The following is a 19,729-nucleotide window of genomic DNA, read 5'->3' on the forward strand; positions in this document are numbered from 1 at the left end:
TGAAGTGGCATTTCAAGTATAGTAAATAAGATAGTGTTAGTGAAGATATACAGATGGAAAGTTTTTGTGTAAAGGCTCCTGCAAAGATCAATCTTTTTTTACATATTATAAATAGAGAAGAAAGAGGGTATCATTTAATTGAAAGTTTGGTTGTCTTTGCTAAACTTTCTAATTTTTTAGAGATAAAAGTAGGAGAAAAAAACTTTAGATATGATAACTCTACAGTTGAATTTGTAAATTCTGAGTTTAGAATAAATTATCGATATAATACTATAACGAGAGCAGTGAGTCTACTGCTTAGGCATGCTCCTGTACGCACTAAAGTCACTGTGAAGGTTGTAAAAAATGTACCAATTGCTGCGGGATTTGGTAGTGGTTCCTCAGATGCTGGAGCTGTGATACGCATGCTGGGAGAGCTTTGGAACATTGATAGGCAATTTTTAAATGATATAGCTTTAAGCGTTGGTGCTGATGTACCTGCAAGTATAGATAGTAAGCCAGTTTTTGTCAGAGGTGTTGGTGAGGAATTATGCCCCATTAAACAATGCTCTTTACCCACAAGTCTGGTACTTGTGAAACCGAAAAAAAAGTTTTTGAATACATCAGAAGTATTTTCCAAGTATAAAGAGGATTTCTCTCAGCCAATTAAGTGGAGTGATAACACTGAGGAGAATTTGTTAGAGCTTCTTAAAGAGACAAAAAATGACCTGCAAGAAGCAGCAATAAGTCTTGTACCTGAAATTCAGAATGTAATATCAACACTAGAGTCACAAGAAGGCTCTATACTTTCTCGTATGTCAGGTAGTGGTGTAGGGTGTTTTGGAATGTTTGATAGTGAAGAAAGTGCAAAAGCTGCAGCGGCAAATATCAAAAAGGAATATCCAGAATGGTGGGTGTGCGACACGGAATTAATGGTTTGATTTATGCCCTTAATTTCCAAGAAGAAAAATCTTATAGATGGTTACAGGGAAGAAAGATTTTGGGTAAATAATCAAGAATATCATGGCTCAATTATAATTTTTCCTGAAAAGGTGATTGAATTGAAAGAAAGTGATATAAATAACAAGGAGTATTTTAAATCTTTTTTAACAGAGGAAATAGAGATTTTGATAATAGGTACTGGTAAGATACGCGATTGTTCAATGAAGTCTTATCTTATGGAGCAAAAGAATTTAAATTTTGAATTTATGACGACGGGTTCTGCATGCAGAACCCATAACGTTTTAATATCTGAAGATAGATTTGTTGTCAGTTATCTGATAGCATGTTAGAGATATTTACACAGAGTTTTTTTATAAACAGTCTAATTGCGGTAATTATGATTAGCCTAGTCACAGGAGCTCTAGGGTCATTTATGATATGGCAAAGGTTATCGTATTTGGGTGATAGTTTGTCCCATTCTTCATTGCTTGGTATTGCACTTGCTTTGATCTTTAATATCAGCCCATCGGTAAGTATAATGCTCATTGCAATTATGTTTGCTATACTACTTTCTCTTAATTTTAATAAATTATACTCTGCTGATACGATATTGAACATAGTTACCAATGTAGTTTTATCATCGAGTTTAATACTTATGTCTTTTCTTCCATCAGGTAATAATAGTATTATTAGCTCACTTTTTGGTGACATATTAATGATTGACCAAAGTAATATAATATCAATTTTTCTAACCTCCGTAATAGTTACTTTGATATTAATATTTAGATGGCGCTATTGGCTGATGATTTCGATTAATCAAGATTTGGCAACAGTTGAGAAAGTAAATGTTAATTTTGTTAGGCTAGAATTTTTGATTATACTCGCTATCTTTATTGCAATTTCTGCTCAATTAATAGGAATATTACTCATTGCTGCATTTTTGTTAATACCTGCTGCATCAGCAAGACTCATTTCAAAAACTCCAATGCAAATGATTATTGTTGCAACAGTTTTTTCTGTGATTTCTGGAGTATCAGGTTTGATATTATCTGCAAGTTTTGACTTATTAACTGGACCTGCAATTATACTTATCGCAGCTGTGTATTTAATCATTGCTTATTTTATAAGATTGGTGTTAAGTAGATTGACTTAATTTTGGTCTCGGAAGTTCATAATTCATTAACAAATGAGTGTAACTATCTGAGCGTAAAGTAGTTTTTGCTACGTTGTTTTTATGTGCTAATTGTTAATTTGTGGAGTGAAAGATATGGCCGAAGGATTTTTTTCTAGATATATAGGACAGCCTATAAAAAATTTTTATAATTATGTTACGGGAAAGAAAGAAGTGTCTGATGATATGCAGAATACAGCAAATCAAGAAAGCTCAGAATTGTTGGAAACTGATGTGCAATCAAATGATGTACCACCAAATAGTGATAATATAATATAGATGGCATGAGAATCACGCCATCTAAAGTTAAAAAATTCCTTGAGAAACCCGATACTTTAAGTGGTGTATTAATTCATGGGAGTGACAATAGTAAGGTCGATATTTTTGTACAGGAAATAATTGCCAACTTGAATGAGTATTCAGTTCAGGTGATGGATTTTGCAGTAGTGAATAAGTCGCCTGGCTTGTTATTTTCCGAGTTGGCAAACATTTCGATGTTTACTAAAAAAAGGTTAGTTAAGCTGATAAATGTCAGTGGAAGTATATCTAAAGAGTTAAGAAACATATTGGATCATAATATAGGCGATCATTATATAGTAATGATAGCAAATGATCTTCCATATAGTTCTACAACTAAAAGTTATATGGAAAGCTCAAAAATTTTCGGTGTCATTACCTGCTATAAGGACAGCGGTAGTAATCTTTGTGATATTATATCAAGTTACTTGAAACAAAATGATATAGAGTGCACAAGTGAGATAATCTACCACTTGCAGTCTTATTTTAATCATAGCAAACTGCCTATATATTCAGAGCTTGAAAAATTAGTTTTATATCTAGGAAAAAGAAAAGATCTTAAACTTGCTGATATAGATCTATGCTTTTCAACCTCCGGCAATGATTATGTTACACTTGATAATCTGTGCTCTGCAATAGTGAGTAAAGACATGGGACAATTCATCAAAATTTCCGATGTATTGATATTACAAGAGAATTTTTCACCGATAGCATTAATCCGTATTATATCAAATTATTTTCTACGGCTAGAAAGCGTTTTGCTGTTAATACAAAATGGAATGAATGAACAAGCTGCAATTGACCAGCTGAGTCCTCCATTGTTCTTCAAACAATTGCAGAGTTTTAAATCTCATTTGAAAAGTTTGCAACTTTCAGAACTTAAGAAGATCTTAGAAAATTTGATGAGCTTGGAAGTGACTTGTAAAAGAACTGACTTGGACCATAAAATGATCTTTCAGCATGAGATTAACTATTGGTGTTATTCGTTCAGCAGAGTAGTAAAATAAGGTAGACGAGAAAAAACAACTAAATGTTGTCATGAAAGTAGCTGACACTGGGATGGCTTTGTTGCATCACTCAAGTAAAAAGAGCTAGCAGTTACTGACAAAATTCACTATAAGACAAGCATTTAACCTACGAAAGAAAAATATGTCACAAAAAATGAGAGTCAGTAACTGCCATGAATATAACAAATTTCTCCAAGAGAGGGGAAATATTTTTCATTTTATTAATGAAGCAATTGAGAATTGGTACGAAAAAGGTCCAAAAATGGCTGGTGGCAACTATATTTATAGCGATAAAGTTGTGATTTTAGTGCATATAGTCGCTAATCTCTTTAGAATTGGCTTAAGACAAACGGTAGGGTTTATAGAAGGGTATTTGCAGCAAATAGGAAAAAATTTGCAGATTATCAGCTATTCACAAGCTTCAAGGAGGTTTAGAAAACTCAATATTAAGATCAGTGACTGTAGAGTTAACAAAAATGATACGGAAGGTATTGAAATTGCCATAGATAGTACAAGTATCAGATAATACCCCTGGTCACAGTAAGGAAAATAGCGAAGTATCGCAGTTATAAACAGGTAAGAAAGCTGCATGTAATGCTGGAGATAGGTAGCAAAAAAGTCATAGCTGCAAAATATAGTAGAGGAGTTTATTCTGATCATTACGGAACCTGTGATCTTATTGAAAGAGTTGAAGCTCAATATAAGCACACTGTATGGAGATAGGGCATATAACCGAAAGAAATTATATAAATTGTGCAATGAACTTGGGATAAAGACAAAAATTCCTCTGCAAAATAATGCAGTAGAGCATCCAAAGTTAGACTATATGGCAGAGAGAAATGCTGCAATTAGACTAATAAAGTCATATGATAAAGATAATATAAAGATGTGGAAAAGGCAAATAAACTACGGAAAAAGATCTTATATAGAAAGTTTTTTCTCGCGACTGAAACAAATATTCGGATTTAATTTTCGTAACAAATCTGAGGTTAATCGTGAAAAGGAACTGCTACTCAAGTGTTATTTGCTTAACAAATTTACTGATTTTGGTATGGCTAAATTTGAAATAGTTACATGAATTTGTCGTAAATCACCACTACATGAAGTGTTATGCAACAAAGCCCACTGGGATCCAGAAATATGGGATATGTATAGAAGTTATTTTAAAATACAACGTTTTGGCGAGATTATGGATTCCAGTGTTAGCTACTTGAATGACAGGAGCAGAAACTGGAATGACAAGAAATCTAATATTTTCACATTTCCTGAACAATGCTTATTGGTGTCATTCAAAATACATTCGGTGCATTTAAACCTTTTGTATAATTCTTTGGCTTTCTTCTAACCTTGCAATAATGCTCTCTCTACCGATAAAAATTAATAATTTAGCGAGTTCTGGACCTGTTTCTGTTCCTGTTAAAGCGAGGCGCAACTGCATAAATAGATCTTTTGCCTTTATATCAATTGTCTGTCGAATATTTTTAACCCACTCTGATAATGTGTTTTCATTACAATCACCTTGAGGTAATGTGCTTAGCGCTATTTTTATAAACTCTTTATTAAGAACCACAGGTTCTATACCAAATTTGCATATTTTCCACCATTTGGCCACTTCAGAAAACTTTTCTATATTACTCCTTATAAAATACCAAAACTCTGAGCCAATTTGACTTAAACGATCTTGCACCATTTCAAATGGCATTTGTTGTAGCACTTTGCTATTTAGCTTATAAATTTCACTCAAGCTGAATTGTAAAGATGCTGAACTAAATTTTTTGATATCAAATGAGTCAATTAAAGACTGCATATCAATATAAGCTTCTATCGGATCAGATGTTCCAAGCTTTGCTAAATAGCTAGTTAGCGCCATTGATTCAATCTCATCTTCTCTTATGGACTTAATATCCAGCCCGCCTTTCCGTTTCGATATTTTGCTATCATCAAAGTGTAGTAAGGGAAGGTGGGCAAAGATAGGAATTTTCGCTTTTAATGCTTGAATCATTTGAATCTGAACTGCGGTATTAGTTACATGATCTTCCCCACGTACAACATGGGTTACATTAAAGTCAATGTCATCAATAACAGAAGGTAGCATGTACGTATAAATTCCATCTTCTCTTTTTACTACAGGATCGCTGATATGAATTGTTGCAATATTTATTTCGCCTTTAACTTCATCATTCCATTTTACAGTTTTATTTCTATCCAATTTAAATCTGAAATGTGGTTTTCGTCCTTCTTGCTCATAACGAATTTTCTCTTGCTCAGTTAAAAGCAACGCACCTTTATCGTAAACAGGGGGAAGACCTTGTTTTAATTGCAATTTTCGTTTAGTGTCTAATTCTTCTCTTGTTTCATAACATGCATAAATATGACCTTCTTTCATTAACTGTAAGAACACCTCGTTATAGCGCTCAAAACGCTCTGATTGCTTAAAACTTGAATTCCAATTTATGCCAATCCATTTTAGGTCTTCTATGATATTATCTACATATTTGATATCTGAACGCTCAAGATCAGTATCATCAAAACGTAGTAAAAATTTTCCATTTTGATTACGTGTGTACATCCAACAAATGAGTGCAGTGCGTATGTTTCCTACATGTAGGTAGCCAGTTGGGCTTGGAGCGAATCTTGTTAGCATTTAAATGATTACTTTAGTTTATTTTAATTTTATATAAATGTACTGCTAAAGCAAGATTCTTCTTTGTCTTGGTGTTAGTTGCTACAAAGTACAGCGAACATGAAACCTTTTTGTTAGAGTTCCATGATCTGCCTAAAATACTCTGAAAGCACGGCTTTAGTTATTTACTCTAAATATATTATACGTATACTTGTTATTAAATTAAATTTGAAATGATAAGAAATGAGTGAATTTAAATCAATCCGCAATATTGCAATAATTGCACACGTTGACCACGGAAAAACTACTTTACTTGATAACATGTTAAAACAAAGTGGCACGTTTCGTGAGAATCAAGAAGTTCAAGAACGAGTGATGGATAGTGGTGATCAAGAACGTGAACGTGGGATTACAATACTTGCAAAATGTACGTCAATAATGTGGGGTGATGAGAAAATCAATATCATTGATACACCAGGACATGCGGATTTTGGTGGAGAAGTGGAAAGGGTGCTCTGCATGGCAGATGGTGTATTACTACTGGTTGATGCTGCAGAAGGTCCAATGCCACAGACTAAGTTTGTGTTGTCAAAAGCACTAAAGGCAAATTTAAAACCGATTGTGATAATCAATAAGGTTGATCGACCAGACAGCAGAATTGATGAAGTACTAAATGAAATATATGAGTTATTTTTTAACCTTGATGCAACCAACGAGCAACTAGATTTTCCAGTACTCTATGCTTCAGGTAGAAATGGTTGGTGTGCTAAGGAGCTATCTGATGAGAGAAAAGATTTAAGCCCATTATTTTCAACGGTGATAGATTACATAAAACCTTCCGTTTATGATCAAAATGCACCTTTTGCTATGCTAGTTACTTTACTTGAATCTGATAAATTTCTTGGCAGAATATTGACAGGAAAGATTTACCAAGGAATCGCGCAAGTTAACTCAGATCTTAAGGTAATTGATCTTGATGGTCAAGTGGTTGAGCGAGGGAGATTAACTAAGTTACTCTCATTTTCTGGCTTAAAACGCGTTCCAGTAGAGCAAGCTGTAGCTGGTGATATCATTGCCATTGCAGGACTTGAGAAAGCTTCAGTTTCAGACACTATAGCAGCACCAGAAGTTACAACTGCGATCAGCTCAACTCCAGTTGACCCGCCAACAATGGCGATTACTATAAGCGTGAATGACTCACCTTTTGCTGGGCAAGAGGGAACAAAACTTACCTCAACTGTTATAAAAGATCGTTTATATGCAGAAGCAGAAACAAACGTTGCAATTACTGTAACTTTGGCTCCAAGTGGTGAAGCATTTGAAGTAGGTGGACGTGGTGAGTTGCAGCTTGGGGTACTGATTGAAAATATGAGAAGGGAAGGTTTTGAACTTTCAGTTTCACGGCCTCGAGTGCTGTTTAAAGAAGAAGATGGCAAAAAACTTGAACCTATAGAGGAAGTAGTAATTGATGTAGATGATGAGTATAGTGGAATCATCATGGAAAAACTTAGCTTTCGAAAAGGTGAAGTAACTGACATGAGACCTTCTGGTAGTGGCAGAACTAGGTTGACATTTTTAGTGCCATCAAGGGGATTAATTGGCTATCAAGGAGAATTTTTAACTGATTCTCGCGGCACTGGTATAATCAACCGTTTATTTCACAGTTATGCTCCACATAAAGGTTCAATTTCCGGAAGGCGTAATGGGGTTTTAATTTCAACAGACAAAGGCGAAGCAGTAGCGTATGCAATTTTCAATCTGCAAGATAGGGGAATTATGTTTGTTAAGCCACAAGATAAGGTATATTGTGGTATGATTGTCGGTCAGCATAGTCGTGACAATGATTTAGAAATAAATGTACTTAAAGGTAAGCAATTAACAAACGTAAGAGCTTCAGGTAGCGATGAAGCTATAAAGCTTACTCCACCAAAAATAATGACACTGGAGGATATGATAGCATATATAGACGATGATGAATTGGTAGAAGTAACTCCAAAATCTATACGTTTGCGTAAGAAGTTCCTCGATCCAAATGAACGTAAACGTGCAGGAAGGGCGAAGAATAAAGAGTAATCAACGTTCCTGATAAAAATCTGGATGAGCTACTCGGATAACACCATCATAAAGGGAACCAGTGTCAGTTACTTGAGCAGGTATTGGGATGACAAGAGAAGGCTACAAAGGTGTCATGCAAGTGGCTCATCCAGCTTTTTTATAATCATCGAAAACATTGTATTTTAACATTACTTTTATACTTATAAGTTTCTAGGCACTGGGTTTGTTGTAGACTTACTTTTACTTTACCCCCTTATTTTACCACTCCGCTTGTATATTTTTATATGAGGCTTTTTGCGAAAATTTTTCATTTTGTGTAACATGATATATATGAAAATTGATCACGAAGTTAGTATAATTATTGAGGCCATAGAGAAATTTGGTGGTGAGGCAAGGCTTGTTGGTGGATGTGTTAGAGATTCAATTTTACAGCGTGACATTCACGACATCGATCTTGCTACTAATCTGCTGCCTAATCAAGCAGTTAAAGCGTTAAAACTCCGTAATATAAAAACTATTCCAACTGGCTTAAAACATGGAACTATTACTGCGATTTTAAATAAAAGATCCTTTGAGATTACAACGCTAAGGCATGATATAAAGTGTGACGGTAGACATGCGAAGGTAGAATTTACTAATGATTGGCAAGCTGATGCTTCAAGGCGCGACTTTACGTTTAATGCTCTTTATGCGGACAAGCATGGCCATATATACGACTACTTTGGTGGCATTCAGGACTTAAAAACACGAAAGTTAAACTTTATAGGTAACGCTGAAGATAGGATTAAGGAAGACTATCTACGTATTTTAAGAGCGTTTCGTTTTCACGCTAAAATATGCATAGGAGATTTAAGTGATGAAATATTGGATGTGTGCAAAAAGCATTCGCACATGATTCAAAACCTCTCTGGAGAGAGAATAAGAGAAGAAATATTTAAACTCTTGGAATGCAATGATCCTGCTCCAACACTTAAGAGCATGCAAAAATCTGATGTTTTACAAAAAATTATTCCAAAAGAAGTAAAATGCGAAATTTTATCTTCACCACTTCTTATCAACACTAAACCTCCTATAAAACCCTCAGCGTATGTCCATACGCCTTTCCTAGATCCCACAATCGATGCACTAACAAAATTAGCTTTGCTTATTAGGACTGCTGAAGATAGAGCGAGTCTTGGGGAAGAAGTGAGCAAGTTTTTACGTCTTTCAAATAAGCAAAAGAAAAAAATATTATTTTTATTATCAAACAATATCAAAACAGAGCTTTCAGAAAAAGAGCAAAAGAAATATATATCTTTATTTGGTAAGGAATTATATTGTGACTTAATGAAGATTTGTGGTATTGAGTCTGGAACAAATGTTGATGAGTATATTTTATTTGCCAATATATTCAATGTTCCAAAATTTCCTTTATCTGGGGATGATTTAATAATCATAGGTCACCAACCAGGAAAAAGTTTAGGTAGAAACTTAGAATTGCTACGACAACACTGGGAAGACAGCTCCTACACTTTAACAAAGGAGGAGCTGATACTTTATGCTAAGAGCCTACTCTAGTTACTCTCTGAATGTTTGATGAAGTAGTGTGACGCATGGAAGAGTTAGGTGTTAATTTGTATTCTTTTTTAGCTTTATCTGTTAATTGATACTCGTTTACTCCTCCTTGAGTCTGATTACACATTCCCTGATCTGGGGATAAAAATTTATCTCTTATACTTGATGCCAGTTGTTGAACCTTATCTGAAAAACATTTTATTTGAGCTTCCGTTAACTTCTGCACAACAAATTTTTTGACTGAATCATTATTGCTATCATTTCCCTGAGCCAAAAATTTTGTGAAAGAACTTATTATTGCTTCACTATCTTTTTCATTGAAATACAACTTGTTTACACAATTTTTAACAAAATCTCCATTTTTAATGGAATGTTTTTTACCAACTTCTGTAACAAATTTGTTAACATTAGTTTCTATGATCGCTCTTCCAGATTGAACCAAATTCTCTTCCAACAGTGCAAGTAACTTATCACTTTCAAATTTACCATCACCTTGATTTGATAGAGACTTTATAGTTTCCTCAAGCACGTTATGGCAAAAGTGTTCTCCTTTAAATTCAGGAAAACTTTTTTTCAATTTTTCATTTTGATCAGATAAAAATTTATCGAGATTCTTATTCCCACGAAGCTTAGAGAAACCATTTGAAAATTTTGACTTAATAGAACCAGAAGTAGAGAAAATACTCTTTGTATCTGCTTTAGTTTTTTTATTAATATCTTCTGGCTTTTTACTAGCGTCTTTTTGCTTGTTTTGTAACTTTTGTTGTTCTTGATTATTTGACAATTGCTGTTGCTCCAACTGCTTTGGCGTGCTTGATAAGCTTCTCTTTAATTGATCTATTTCAGCTAACAGACCTTTATTTTCTTCCTGTAGTTTTGTAATATCAATTTTCGATCGATTTTCTGCTTGCTTATGTTCCTCTTGTAACTGCTTAATCTGCTTCTCTTGCTTTGCAAGTTCTTCTTTTAACATTTCTGTCAGATTCGAATGAGTTTCCTTTAAGCTATCATCTATTCCCGCTGATTCCCACTCTTTACTTTTTTCTAATGCCTGTACTTGTTCTTGTAGACTAGTAATCTTACTTTCTAATTCTTTTTTCTCTGTTTCAGTAGCATTTAGTTTACTAATTGAATCACTTTTGTCTTTCTCTAATTGTTGTTTAAGATTCTCTACTTCAGCATCTTTTTCCTTAGCTTGTTCTTTCAATTCATTAATTTCACTTTCTAAATCTTGTTTCTTTTTTTCAATGGTATTTAGATTAGTCTTTTCTTGCTCTAATTGTTGCTGAGCACTTTCCAATTTTTTTTCTAAATTTAGTATTTTTTCCTCAGCTTGTGTGAATTCTGCTTGTTTCTCCTTAAGTTGATTTTCTAATTGCTTTATTTTAGTATCAGACTCGTTGTTTAACTTACTAAATTTACTATTAAGTTCTGTGTTTTGCGCTCTTAGGCTTTCATTATCTTTCTTCACAGTTTCATTTATATCTTTATTTTCACGAAATGAATTTATCAAATCGTCTTGCTCTTTTATTTTTTGGTCTTTTGTAAATATAGTTTGCTGTTGTGCATTATTTTTATTCTCCATTTCCTTTTTCTCTTGTTCTAATCTTTCATTTAATTGCGTTAAACTACCTATTTTCCCATCTTTTTCTTCTACCCTTACTGAGAGCATTTCTATTTTATTTGCAAATTCTTTGCTGCACTCAATTAATTCTTTCTGCAAATGTAATATCTCCTCAGACTTTTCCTTGAACTGTGCTAAAAATTCTTCTCCTCTTTTTTGTGCAATTTTTACCAATTCACTATAGTTCTTTTTAAGTCCTGCAAGTTTAGACTTTAACTCTTCATTTTCTAATTCTAAGTCTTCAATCTGCTGTGCTTGTGCTGCAAAAAATTTAGCAAATATTTCTTTTTCCTCTCCTAATGATTTTACTTGTTCTTTAAGTTTAGTAATTTCTTTCTCTTTTTTAGTTAATTCCTGATTTAAATTTGACTGATTTTCCTCCTTCTTACTACCTTCTTTCAACTTTTCTTTTAATCTCTCATTTTCATCCTTCAATTCCTTTTCTCTGTTAGAATTTAAAAGATCATCAGTCTGAACCACATTATCTGCAATATTGTAATGTAGGATACTCTTTGCCCATTGATTCCACTTTTCTGGCAACATTCGTCCAATTGTTTTTAGATATAGCCAAGCAAGCACAGTGGATAAGCTATATTTTTTTTCCTTTTGTTTAGGTTCGTAATTAACCTTATTGTTAGCATTTAGCATAAAATTACCTAATTTTTAAAGTATTGAAGTTATATATATTAATATAATTATTAAATAAATTATAATATAAATGTTAAATTGTGTGAAAATTTTTATAGATTTTAAGTAGAAATACACATGTTCGTAAGCACAGAATTTGCTTTTTCTATTGCTCTTGCTAACATTTCTTGTTCATTGTGCTGATTTTTCACGTTGATTACCTGAGCTGCCAAATTTGCAGGGAAAGTGACCAAACTAACTTCCCATAGCTCCACTTGTTTTAACACTCGAGCTCCGCTTTCATGATCAACATCATACTCTATTGGTATATAGCCAATCGAAAGCCCGTTAATAGTTCCAGTTTTGAGCATTAAATATGCTTCCTCTGCTTTTTGAATACCAAAAAGCAAATGTGCAGTTATATATAGGCCAATATCATTTTCGCAAATATCCGTAATATTACCTATAGGCTCGCTCGGATTGTGCTGCCAAAGAAGTTTTATCTGACTTTTATTTAAGTTATTCTTAAATGCTCCTGGTAATATCAGATCATTTTGCTTATCAACTATATTAAAAACGCTCGCATAGCCAGAAAATACTCCGTTTTCTTCTATGCTTTTTATTGATAATGGTGAATAGAGAAATTTCTTATTCATAAGTCCTCCTTGTAAATTATGGTATTGGGTTTGCCAGCGCTCTGAGCCAGCTTAAAATGTTGTATAGATTGTTTTCCTATATCTCAGGATGAGTATAAGGCACTACAATATAATTCTATTGTATGCAGTGCTTTGAAAATGTGGAAGTACTTTTTTAGTTATAAAATTTGTCATTTTATATACATAAGGGTAGGGTTTGTTGCACATTGGGTTGTTCAACAGCAGCGTTTTCCAGATTTGTAGAAACAGCTTCGTTTGTAGAATTTTTCCTAGAAGGAAGCCAAATCCCAAAGAAACAGCGGCTATAAAACTATTCATTAATGACTCTGTCCATCTCGTATTCTTGATAGATTTTAGAATATATCATTATTGGCTTCATTCGGGTTTAAATTTCTTCCCAACTCTTCTGATGTTTTCTCCCCAGCATCTTGGGATTTTGTTGATGAACTTTTCTGTAAGTTTTCTAATTCTTGTGCGTCCATCAACACCTCACTATTAAAGCTTAAGTACAAATTATACAGCACTATAATTGTTTAGTCAAGGTAAATACTAGTATATTAAGTAAATATTTACTATATTAATATGATTGCTTAAATTCACAACTAATTGTTTGGGGGAATAAAAAGATTGTGTTTTGTAGGTGATTTTCGTAGCGGAAGGTATTACCCCAGTTTTACAACACCCGGGGTAACGATAAAGAAGGAAGTAGGGAAAGTTATTTATAATAGTTTGAAGCTATTACAAGTTTATATGCTCTGTCCTTGAATATTTGTTTGTTCAATAGTAGTACTTTCCAAATTTGTGGAGATAGTAGCAAACATCCTTCTCGCTAAAGCCGTTGACAATGCAGCACCAATTCCAGCTCCAGTTGCAGCTATAAAACCAGGGCCTAATAATTCCATATTTGTTTCAGTGCTGCTGCTAGTTATATTGTTAATTAACATCATCGCGCCTGCTCCTAAAGCTGCTACTAACCCAATCCTTGACGGTTTACTTGTTGCATCAAGAGAATATTGTACTACTTCTCTAAGCTCTGAATTACTGTTTTTTAACGCTACTGCTATTGATGCTGGTAACATGACCATTATTGGCATGGATAATAGTCCTCCAAGTGTTGCACCAATAATTTCACTCGCTTTTGATTTTCCAAGATTAACTCCTAGATTAACTCCTAAGGCTGTTATACCTAATACTCCAATTGAGGTGATAATCCTTACATTTCTCTCTTCCATTTCTCTCACATGCGCCTCATATTGTATTGTAGCTTCTGCTACCGCTAACCCAATACTATTTGGTTGCTGTGGAATCTGATTTACTCGCCCTAACTCTTGTGAAGTTTTCCCTCCAATACTTTTGACGGCATCTTCTAAGTCTAATAACGATCTGTTATTTAACCTTACGTTATCTTGACTATCACAAAAGACAATGTAGTCTAAAATTGTCATTCTCAGATTATTCATTTCTATATCATCATTAATATGATCTTTTAATATACTTATAATCTCTAATGCTCGCTCCTTCATATCTCTTTCTTCTTCTGCACTAGCTGGTGCAAGTATGAGAAAAATTATTCTAAGCAACTCTAGTTGTAAGTTTTTTAAATCCATAATAATTATCATTAATATTGAGTTAAATAATATAGTACTATAATTACTTAATTAAGATTTATATTAATATATTAAGAAATAAGCACTAAAAAATGATATCCTTAGTCGTAAAATACAAAAAGAGCGGAGCACCCAGTGCCACAACACTGGATAACGATAAAGAAGGAAGTAGAGAAAGTTATATGTAATAGTTTAAAACTATTACAAGTTTATATGCTCTGTCCTTGAATATTTGTTTGTTCAATAGTAGTACTTTCCAAATTTTGTAAAGATTCAAATTCTTCTTGCATATCCAGTATGTCTTCTATTACTTGCTGATCTTCATCTCTTTCTTCTAATTGAAATGCTGCTGCTTCTTGAGGTGCTTCTAGCAGTTTTTTTAATATTTCTGTGCGCAGTTTCTCTGTTATTGATTTCCACTGTAGCATTACTAGCATTTCATTTTGCAGCACTGACATTTTCTGTAGTGTTTTCACTTTTTCTGACAGTCCTTTATTTTCTTTTTGCAATGCTTCTATTTTTCTTTGCTGATACTGATTATCTGAATTTGTCATTGGTAATCCATGCATAACCTACTCCAAGTTAAAATTTAGACATTATTAATTAAGTGATACAGTTTCTTTAGTCAATCAATATATTATAACATTAGGATTAACAACTAAAAGAATAGAATGAAATATCAGGCAATATTCCGTATAATTAAACTTTTAAGATGGAAAAATGACAATTCGTGTAGGAATTAATGGTCTTGGTAGAATAGGCAGAAGTGTATTGCGTGCTATTTTTGAAGTAGAAAACTATAGCGAGCAAATAGAAGTTGTGGCGGTAAATGGGTCGCTCAGTGCTGAGCAGCATGCACATTTGATTAAATATGACTCTGTTCATGGCAAATTTAACGGCGATATTGATTTTAACGAGTCTGAAAATTGGCTATCTATAAATGGCAGGAAATTTTCTTTATATAGAGAACGTAGCCCTGAAAATATTCCTTGGAATGTTGATGTAGTGCTTGAATGCACTGGTGCATTCAACAAGCGTGCGGAAGCAGCAAAGCATAATGCAGAGAGAGTAATTGTCTCTGCTCCAGTTTCAGATGCTGATGTAACTGTAGTTTACGGCGTAAATAACGATATGCTAAAAAAGGAGCATAAAGTGATCTCAGCAGGTTCTTGTACTACAAACTGTCTGGCTCCGATTGTACACGTTTTACACTCCAATTTAGGTATAAAAAGCGGTTTTATGACCACTATACATGCCTATACGAATGATCAAAATATTCTTGATGGCAACCATAGAGACTTACGTAGGGCAAGAGCTTGTGGCCTTTCTATGGTGCCAACTACAACTGGAGCAGCAAAAACAATTGGTTCTGTCATTCCTCAGTTAAAGGGTAAGCTAGATGGTACTGCTATTAGAGTTCCGGTTAGCAACGTTTCTATGGTTGATTTTAAATTTACGACTGATAAGAAGGTAACAGCTGGAGAAATAAATGAAATGTTTAAGAATTCAGCAAATCATGTGCTTTCCGTATGTAACGAGCCTTTAGTTTCAATAGACTTTGTCCATAACCCTTATAGTGCAATTGTGGATTTAGCTGGTACATATGTCACAGGTGATATCTGTAGAGTTGCAGCGTGGTACGATAATGAATGGGCTTTTTCACTGAGAATGTTAGATATAGCTTTATTGTAAAGTATGAACGAAAACTCACAAAAATATGCTTCATTTTATGAGCACTTTGCGGAACTTAGAAAAAGGGTTATTTTTTGCTTTCTATTTTTTTGTGTTACCTTCGGGTTTTGTTACTACTTTAAAGAAAATATATACCGCTTTTTACTTGCACCTTTAATAGAAGTTACAAAAGATAGCAATGATTTTTCTCTAATCTATACAGACTTAACAGAAGCGTTTTTTGTATATCTCAGGGTTGCAATAATGAGTGCACTGTTGTTTTCTTTTCCTGTGTTTGCATGGCAATTCTATATGTTTCTAGCACCTGGCTTATATAAAAGAGAAAGGGCAGTGTTATTGCCATACTTAATTGCAACACCGGTTTTGTTTGTAACGGGAGCCGCTGTAGTTTACTACTACATATTTCCCTTAGCCTGGAAATTTTTTATTGCTTTTGAACATAGCGGTAAATCTTTCGGTATACCAATAGAGTTTATGCCATCAGTTAGTGAATATTTAGACCTTGTTCTTCAATTCGCGTTCGCTTTTGGTACTGCATTTCAAATTCCAGTCATACTAACCTTAATGGTGAGAGTAGGGCTAATCACTGCACAAAGTTTGTCAAATAAACGGAGAATTGCGATAGTGGTAATTTTCATTATTGCTGCAATCTTAACTCCACCTGATGTACTAAGCCAAGTAGGGCTTGCAATTCCAATGTTGGTATTATATGAGCTGTCTATTCTGATATGTAGATATATTGAGAAGAAAGCAAAGGATTGAATCAAGAATATTATTTATAAACAAAGAATGAGCACCGGAGCACTTTTTCTTGAACATTGAAATGGGATTATGTAAACTGCCCTTATTGATTTTTTAGTAGACGCCAAGTGAATTAAAATATTACGAGGTGTGTTATGATAATAGTTGTTGGTGGTCAAAAAGGTGGTACTGGTAAAACGACCATAGCCACAAATATAGCGGTGATGCGTGCTAGGGAAGGTAGAAATGTCCTTCTCTATGATCTTGACCCATTAATGCTAGCTACCTTGTGGGCATCCCAGCGAGACAAGGACAAAAGTTTACCGAAAATTAACAGTATTCACAAGGTGTTAGGCCAAATTAACATTGGTGTAGTAATCAGAAATGAGCTACAAGCTTTACAGTCCAAATATCAAGATATTATTGTTGACGCAAGAAGAGTAGATGAAACTTTAAGGGCTGCCTTATCATTAGCTAATCTAGCTATATTTCCGATTCTTCCATCTGCAGCTGATATGTTGACGTTTAACACTCTGAGCAACTTAGTTAACGGTGCTCAAAGTTGTAACAAAAACTTTCAAGCAAGAATCCTACTTAATCAAATGAATACTAATCCAGTTGTAACCAAAAAAGGAATTGAGAAATGTGATGCTTTTTTAAGCTGTTTTGAACACTTAACAAGGTTCGATAGTTTTTTGAGTCAGCGAATTGCAATTGAAGATGCCTATGGCGAAGGTATGGCAATTGTTGAATCAGCAGACTTAAAAGCAATTAGGGAAATTGAATCTGTTTATGAGGAAGCCTTATCTACTGTTAGAAAATCAGAGCCAGCACAGTCAGTGTTAAGGTTGCCACCTAGTTTACATCAAAAATTGAGGGAAATAGCCTTTATAACAAAAGATACAGTTTCTAACATTGGATTCAGGGCTTTAACGGAATACATTAAAACTTTAGAGAAATAAGAAACCAATCAAAATGAAGAAGAGAGGTTTGTTTCCTTGATTGTCTTTCAACTATTTTTCTGAAGTTGGAGGTTCGATAGGTTGCTGTGTAAAAGATTAGGAAGTAGTTTTGTTAGTGTTGAAAATTATAGCTCTTTTCCTAATAGTCGGAACATGATGGAATAGGTAAAGTAGTGAGGAGATGTGAATGCCAGCAGCATATAGTTATGATTTAAGGAAAAAAGCATTGGATGTAGGGGAAAGTAGAGCATTTGTAGCCAAGAGGTTTAAAGTTAACATTCTATGAATGGCAAAAAGGTGCAAGAAAATAGGCGATTTTAAATCAAAATGTAGATCCAATAGAGCGTGATTGATATCTTGCTAGTAATAGTGTAACAGCTTTTATTAAGATATTTTTTGCCATATGGCAGCAATAACAAAGTTAGAAAATTGATGGCTGAATATGTTGGCATTGATAAACAGTATATTATGCTTCAAGCAATATTTACTTTAGTAGCTTCTACAACTTTTTTTAGTATATTGGTGCTATGTACCAACAGCAGTATTTGCACTTGCTACGTGTTTCTTTGTTAAAAATGATGTACATGCTGCATTTTCTGCAAAAGAACTTTCTCCTGAGTTTGCCGAAATTATTACTGAAAAAGTAGTAAATAATGTTGAGCTCAATGCAGAAGACAACTCTCAATCGAGAAGCTACTTGTATGAGACTGTGTTATATAGCGAAACTAGATTTCACTTTTACACACCTAGATAAGGGGTAAAAGCAGATACTAGAATGACGAAATCGTTATTCTGCTACGCATTATCGCCGTATAACTATAGCTATATATGAACTAAAAAAGTAATATTCACTAGATCTTAATATTTTAGATCTATATTTCAATAAAATATTACAATTAGTATGAATGATCCATTTAAAAGTGAGGATTATAAAAAAAATCTCGATTCTCTGATCAAAGCTATAAAGCTAGGGAATTCAGAGAAACAATATGGTAAAACAGTAACAGATTTATCTCATGCTTTAGAGGGTTTTACAGATAAGGCAGAAGATGTAGCTAAACTTGTTATACGTGATGACTTGAATAATTGTGTAAAGAAGGCAAATAAAAAGCCATTAATTCTTAGGATATTCAATAGAATATTAGGAAGAGATGTTTCGATTAGGAATATAAGTAATTTTATAAAAGATAAATTGCCTCCTTCAACTGCTAGAACAGCAATCGAATATACAGATGTTATTCAAAAAATTTCAGATTTAGAGCGAATAGAAAGAAGTCAAGATAAATATAGGTCATATGGAATAAATTTAGAAAATAGACAGCAAAAGAAAAATCTCTTATATGAGCGAGAAGATTCAGGTTATGGAGGTTCATTAAACGAAGATCCTGAGTATGAAGAAATATCAAATTATCAAGAGGAAAAGAGCAAATCTTTAACAAAAGATTTGCGTAATCTACAATCAATTAAAGAGGAGCCGATTTATGCAACAATTCCTAAAGAACATATAGAAGCAAAAAGAGAAAATAGGAAGAAACAACAACTTCAATCTCTTGCACCACCAAAACCACCAAGAGTACCACCAGTACCAGAGAAAATGTTTACTATCAATCAAAAAATTAGACAAGAACCGAAAAAAGATAAACCTGCAGTACCACCAAAGCCTAAAGATTTAGGCGAAAAAGTAAGCACAGAGCAAAAAATAGTAGTGGAAAAATCAGCTGAGAGTAACCCTACACTACCACTAAAATCTGAAAATCAAGATGGTAAAGAATCAGCAAAAAAAGCTGATGGACCAAAAGTACTAGTAGTTGCTATGAAAAAAGAAGTGACTCGCGAGAGTAGTAAAGTAAAGGCATTAAAAGAAAGATTTGAGCGAAATCAAGTAAAGAACGTGTTGCCTGCTGAAAACAAAACTGCTTCAGTAACACAAACGGATATCAGTGTGAAGAGAAAACAATCTCGTTCATTTCCAGTAGGGAATAAAAAATCTTCGATCAACCATCTTGCCAGCAAAAATTTACCTTCCACGAATGTAAGTGTAAAAGAAATGGTTAAAAAATTTGAAGGGAGAAAAGGTGAAAGATAGTAATATTTGGGTATTTCCCTACTCATGAAAATTAGCTCTTATCATAACATTTTCACAGCCATAAGAGGAAGTTTTTATAAGATTGGGGCTAAAGAAAACTTGCATG

Annotated in this window: 20 protein-coding genes and 1 pseudogene; 14 read left to right on the forward strand and 7 right to left on the reverse strand. The window is 33.8% G+C overall.

Annotated elements, in window-relative coordinates:
* Positions 1-53: 53 nt before the first annotated feature.
* From ABWU65_RS07120 to ABWU65_RS07150, 7 genes are all read left to right on the forward strand, one after another.
* On the forward strand, positions 54-920 hold the full coding sequence (locus ABWU65_RS07120) for a 4-(cytidine 5'-diphospho)-2-C-methyl-D-erythritol kinase (protein WP_007302685.1): 867 nt from the start codon (positions 54-56) through the stop codon (positions 918-920).
* Between the two features lie 3 nt (positions 921-923).
* Positions 924-1,271: an Mth938-like domain-containing protein gene (locus ABWU65_RS07125; RefSeq protein WP_007302686.1), complete on the forward strand. Its 348-nt coding sequence runs from the start codon at positions 924-926 to the stop codon at positions 1,269-1,271.
* Entirely contained in the window at positions 1,265-2,074 is an 810-nt protein-coding gene (locus tag ABWU65_RS07130) for a metal ABC transporter permease (protein WP_052264732.1), read from the forward strand. Before ABWU65_RS07125 ends, ABWU65_RS07130 begins: the two co-directional genes overlap by 7 nt.
* Before the next feature lie 114 nt (positions 2,075-2,188).
* Positions 2,189-2,371 (forward strand): hypothetical protein, encoded by a 183-nt coding sequence (locus ABWU65_RS07135; RefSeq protein WP_007302688.1) that lies wholly within the window; start codon positions 2,189-2,191, stop codon positions 2,369-2,371.
* A gap of 5 nt (positions 2,372-2,376) precedes the next feature.
* On the forward strand, positions 2,377-3,396 hold the full coding sequence (holA, locus tag ABWU65_RS07140; protein WP_007302689.1) for a DNA polymerase III subunit delta: 1,020 nt from the start codon (positions 2,377-2,379) through the stop codon (positions 3,394-3,396).
* A gap of 142 nt (positions 3,397-3,538) precedes the next feature.
* Entirely contained in the window at positions 3,539-3,922 is a 384-nt protein-coding gene (locus ABWU65_RS07145; RefSeq protein ID WP_012481752.1) for a transposase, read from the forward strand.
* A 144-nt stretch (positions 3,923-4,066) separates the two neighbouring features.
* Positions 4,067-4,474: a transposase gene (locus ABWU65_RS07150; RefSeq protein ID WP_019236369.1), complete on the forward strand. Its 408-nt coding sequence runs from the start codon at positions 4,067-4,069 to the stop codon at positions 4,472-4,474.
* 231 nt (positions 4,475-4,705) lie between these two features.
* Here ABWU65_RS07150 and gltX read toward each other — a convergent pair whose 3' ends face one another.
* Entirely contained in the window at positions 4,706-6,040 is a 1,335-nt protein-coding gene (gene gltX / locus ABWU65_RS07155) for a glutamate--tRNA ligase (protein WP_019236368.1), read from the reverse strand.
* A 222-nt stretch (positions 6,041-6,262) separates the two neighbouring features.
* On the opposite strand from gltX, the gene typA reads away from it, so the two are divergent.
* Positions 6,263-8,092 (forward strand): translational GTPase TypA, encoded by a 1,830-nt coding sequence (typA, locus tag ABWU65_RS07160; RefSeq protein WP_007302691.1) that lies wholly within the window; start codon positions 6,263-6,265, stop codon positions 8,090-8,092.
* A 312-nt stretch (positions 8,093-8,404) separates the two neighbouring features.
* Positions 8,405-9,631: a CCA tRNA nucleotidyltransferase gene (locus ABWU65_RS07165; protein ID WP_149168867.1), complete on the forward strand. Its 1,227-nt coding sequence runs from the start codon at positions 8,405-8,407 to the stop codon at positions 9,629-9,631.
* On the opposite strand, the gene ABWU65_RS07170 is transcribed toward ABWU65_RS07165, so the two are convergent.
* From ABWU65_RS07170 to ABWU65_RS07190, 5 genes are all read right to left on the reverse strand, one after another.
* Positions 9,615-11,900 carry a hypothetical protein gene (locus tag ABWU65_RS07170; RefSeq protein ID WP_353280557.1) on the reverse strand — a complete coding sequence of 762 codons (2,286 nt, stop codon included), beginning with the start codon at positions 11,898-11,900 and terminating at the stop codon, positions 9,615-9,617. The genes ABWU65_RS07165 and ABWU65_RS07170 overlap by 17 nt on opposite strands.
* Before the next feature lie 101 nt (positions 11,901-12,001).
* Positions 12,002-12,535 (reverse strand): HK97 family phage prohead protease, encoded by a 534-nt coding sequence (locus tag ABWU65_RS07175; RefSeq protein ID WP_007302694.1) that lies wholly within the window; start codon positions 12,533-12,535, stop codon positions 12,002-12,004.
* Between the two features lie 353 nt (positions 12,536-12,888).
* Complete coding sequence (locus tag ABWU65_RS07180) at positions 12,889-13,017, reverse strand: hypothetical protein (RefSeq protein ID WP_019078577.1); 129 nt, start codon at positions 13,015-13,017, stop codon at positions 12,889-12,891.
* Between the two features lie 264 nt (positions 13,018-13,281).
* Positions 13,282-14,142 carry a hypothetical protein gene (locus tag ABWU65_RS07185; RefSeq protein WP_007302696.1) on the reverse strand — a complete coding sequence of 287 codons (861 nt, stop codon included), beginning with the start codon at positions 14,140-14,142 and terminating at the stop codon, positions 13,282-13,284.
* Between the two features lie 209 nt (positions 14,143-14,351).
* A complete protein-coding gene (locus ABWU65_RS07190; protein WP_019236364.1) occupies positions 14,352-14,711 on the reverse strand; it encodes a hypothetical protein in 360 nt (119 codons plus the stop codon).
* Between the two features lie 151 nt (positions 14,712-14,862).
* Between ABWU65_RS07190 and gap the strand changes: the two genes are divergently transcribed.
* From gap to ABWU65_RS08170, 4 genes and pseudogenes are all read left to right on the forward strand, one after another.
* Positions 14,863-15,834 carry a type I glyceraldehyde-3-phosphate dehydrogenase gene (gap, locus tag ABWU65_RS07195; RefSeq protein WP_019236363.1) on the forward strand — a complete coding sequence of 324 codons (972 nt, stop codon included), beginning with the start codon at positions 14,863-14,865 and terminating at the stop codon, positions 15,832-15,834.
* Positions 15,835-15,837: 3 nt separating this feature from the next.
* Positions 15,838-16,596, forward strand: coding sequence for a twin-arginine translocase subunit TatC (tatC, locus tag ABWU65_RS07200; protein WP_007302699.1), 759 nt, complete (start codon positions 15,838-15,840; stop codon positions 16,594-16,596).
* Between the two features lie 134 nt (positions 16,597-16,730).
* Positions 16,731-17,537 carry an AAA family ATPase gene (locus ABWU65_RS07205; protein ID WP_230609127.1) on the forward strand — a complete coding sequence of 269 codons (807 nt, stop codon included), beginning with the start codon at positions 16,731-16,733 and terminating at the stop codon, positions 17,535-17,537.
* A 187-nt stretch (positions 17,538-17,724) separates the two neighbouring features.
* Positions 17,725-17,877: pseudogene (locus ABWU65_RS08170) on the forward strand (IS630 family transposase); the annotation flags it as partial.
* Between the two features lie 185 nt (positions 17,878-18,062).
* Here the strand turns inward: ABWU65_RS08170 and ABWU65_RS07215 are convergent.
* A complete protein-coding gene (locus ABWU65_RS07215) occupies positions 18,063-18,203 on the reverse strand; it encodes a hypothetical protein (RefSeq protein ID WP_264336140.1) in 141 nt (46 codons plus the stop codon).
* 235 nt (positions 18,204-18,438) lie between these two features.
* Here ABWU65_RS07215 and ABWU65_RS07220 point away from each other — a divergent pair, with 235 nt between their 5' ends.
* A complete protein-coding gene (locus tag ABWU65_RS07220) occupies positions 18,439-19,623 on the forward strand; it encodes a hypothetical protein (protein ID WP_007302701.1) in 1,185 nt (394 codons plus the stop codon).
* Positions 19,624-19,729 lie beyond the last annotated feature (106 nt).

This window comes from Wolbachia endosymbiont (group B) of Silvanus unidentatus (assembly GCF_964028615.1).
In the GTDB taxonomy this organism is placed as follows: Bacteria; Pseudomonadota; Alphaproteobacteria; order Rickettsiales; family Anaplasmataceae; genus Wolbachia.